General features: G+C 35.6%; 2 protein-coding genes and 1 pseudogene. 2 read left to right on the top strand and 1 reads right to left on the bottom strand.

From position 1 onward, the window contains the following. Positions 1 to 246 (bottom strand): annotated as a pseudogene (locus tag ACYQ4S_RS11480) (hypothetical protein); the annotation flags it as partial. Positions 247 to 990: 744 nt separating this feature from the next. On the opposite strand from ACYQ4S_RS11480, the gene ACYQ4S_RS11475 reads away from it, so the two are divergent. Further along, complete coding sequence (locus ACYQ4S_RS11475; RefSeq protein WP_346024631.1) at positions 991 to 1,968, top strand: MarR family transcriptional regulator; 978 nt, start codon at positions 991 to 993, stop codon at positions 1,966 to 1,968. Continuing rightward, entirely contained in the window at positions 1,953 to 2,720 is a 768-nt protein-coding gene (locus ACYQ4S_RS11470; protein ID WP_346024630.1) for a hypothetical protein, read from the top strand. The genes ACYQ4S_RS11475 and ACYQ4S_RS11470 overlap by 16 nt, the downstream gene beginning before the upstream one ends. Positions 2,721 to 2,871 lie beyond the last annotated feature (151 nt).

The raw sequence follows: 2,871 nt of genomic DNA, 5'->3' as shown, positions 1-2,871 counted from the left end.
GAACCGGTTTACAGTGTAAACACTAATTTCTTCAGGTGCTTTTGAAGAAAGGATAGCCTGGTTTCCAGATTTTGAGGTGAAGACTAGAGTAAACAAGAACTGAAAGAGTACCACAGGACTAACACCGAGAGTTTTTTTTACATTCGCTCGGTTCAAGAGTGTTCCAATTTTGAATTCTTTAAAAAAGTGGGAAACGGTCGATTCAACCTCGTGATTTTCTGATTTTTTTGGTAAAATATTAGTCATAAGACATCTCTCCTTTGAATGTTGTTGTGGTGACTACATTTTACCAAAGAGAGGTGTCATTTTGTGTGTTTTTTGATAATTATTTATAAGAAGTTTCAATAACCGCAAGGGTTAAACCTGGATATTCAACTGCAAAACTTGAGTTAAGAAGTTAACAGGATTATTGTAGATACTTCTTAAGATATCGTCGATTTACTGATTATACCGCTCGAATTTTTCGTTTGGAGTCCACGTCTTCTAAATCAATAGTCGTTTTTCTTATTAATGTTTCAATAGTATCCATTATTCGTTCCTCCTTTGGAATAACTACGTTATGTAAAGTTAAAAACATAATAAGCTTATAAAACTAACAAGTGATGAAGAGCTCTTTAACCGACTGATCTACTATGGTATAGTCCACCTTAATAGGAAAGAGAATGAGTTTGGCTGATGATCATCGTATACCTCATGGATCTGTGGGAATGTCGCAAGCAGTTTATAGGGATTGCAAAGCCTAGAAGAGAATACTTCATTGACGATATGATTCCTGAGTGGATTTGATGTTATAAATATTCGTATAAAGAAAAAATGTACGAACGAATATGGCAATTGTAATATAACAAATTAAACTTAAAATGTAATAGTAAATATGTTGGATTTGAAATCAAAAAGTTAAATTAACCTAATGTAACAAATCTAGATTGCAATATAACGGAATTAGTGTTATATTTTAAGTAAATAATGTTACATTAGGAGGTAATCTAATTGGTCATGACAGCAGAGCTTTACTTGAAAGAAAATATAGATGAGCAGATTACCATAAAACCGTGGCTTAAAAAGAATAATTTTCCGATTTTTTTAAGGGATAACTACAACTTTTATGAGGTGACGATACTTGGAACACGGTGTATTTTAATTGAAGCGGTTGACGAGATGCCAAATGTTGATCATCTTCAAAAACATATAAAGCAAATTAAAAACCTGACAGATCGTCAAATTGTTCTATTTTACAAAGATATTACAAGGTATAGAAGAAAAAGTCTGATTGAAAACAGGATTGCCTTTGTGATTGAAGATGGGCAGATGTATTTGCCATTCTTGGGGCTTGACTTGAAAAAAGTCCAAGAACACGTTGAAAAAGAAGTGAAGGGATTCACAACACCCGCGCAGATTGCGTATTTGTACTTCTTGTATAATAAAGAGGAAGTCGTTAATACGACTGATTTTGCTAAAAAGCTGGGCTTTAATATAATGACAGCTTCCAGAGCATTAAATAATCTATACCATGCGAATCTCATCACCTATGAAATTGGAGGAATGACTGGCCGCAGCAAGGAGTATAAGAGGATTACAGATCCGGACTACTTTCTCAGGGGTCGCGAGTATCTAAAGACTCCAGTGAGGAAAATCATCTACACAAAGGCAAGGCCTTTAGGTGCTTTGACTGCTGGACTGGGTGCACTTGCAGAATTATCCATGATCAATCCACCTGGTCATCCGGTTATGGCAATAGATATAAATAAGCTAAATAAAGAAAAGATTGAAGTTGTTAAAAATAAGGACCTTATAAAAGATACAAAACTGGTGGAGTTAGAGCTTTGGGACTATGATCCTGGACTGTTTTCTAATAATCGACATGTGGATTTACTATCTTTGTATGCTTCTTTGAAGGAAGAAACAGATGAAAGGGTTGAACAAGCATTAGAAGAAGTCTTAAGGGGTGAGCCATGGTACACGGACTAGATAAATTTAAAGAGTATTTTGTAAATCACACAAGTCAATATGTCTTTATTGGAGGAACAGCTTGCGATATTCTTATGGATGAACTTGGAGCCTCATTTCGAGCAACCAAGGATCTTGATATGGTGCTCATCATTGAAGCCCTCGATTCCTCTTTTGGAGAAACCTTCTGGCAATTCATAGAAGATGGGGGTTATGAGCATCGTGAGAAGGGAACTGGGGAGAATCAATTTTACCGTTTTACAGATCCGAAAGATACAAGCTTTCCCAAAATGATTGAGCTCTTCAGTAAGCTCCCTAATGAATTTGAACTTAGCTTCGATAGGGGACTGACTCCCATTCATATAGATGAAAGCATTGTCAGTCTCTCTGCTATATTATTAAATGATGACTATTACAATCTATTAGTAAAAGGTAGACGGATGGTGGACGGCTTTTCACTTATTGAATTGGAAACAGTTATCCTGTTTAAGATTAAAGCATGGCTGGATTTGAAAGAACGAAAAGAAGCAGGAGAAGATGTCGATACGAAAAATATAAAGAAACATAAGAATGACGTCTTTAGGCTTCTTGCCAATGTATCACCTGCAAGCAGGGTTGGATCCTCACGGGATATTCAAAATGATGTTATTCAATTCATTGAACAAATTAAGGAAGATAAACCTGATTTGAAGAACTTAGGCATTAGAGGGACAAGTCTTGATGAAATGCTAGAGATTCTAGGGCACATTTTCTTAGGAAAAGCAGAAGCATAAATAAAACACAAATAGTAATCAGAAGACACTTTAAACTGGACCCCATGTCAAGGACAGTTTGATAAAAACCCCTTATAATTTATTATCGCTCCTTCTATGATAACGTCATAGGAGGAGCGATAATACGTTTAAGCCTGGATCAATACTTAGA

This window comes from Alkalibacterium sp. s-m-28 (assembly GCF_054658175.1).
Note: the sequence above shows the minus strand (reverse complement) of the source record. Positions and strands in the feature narration are given on the sequence as shown.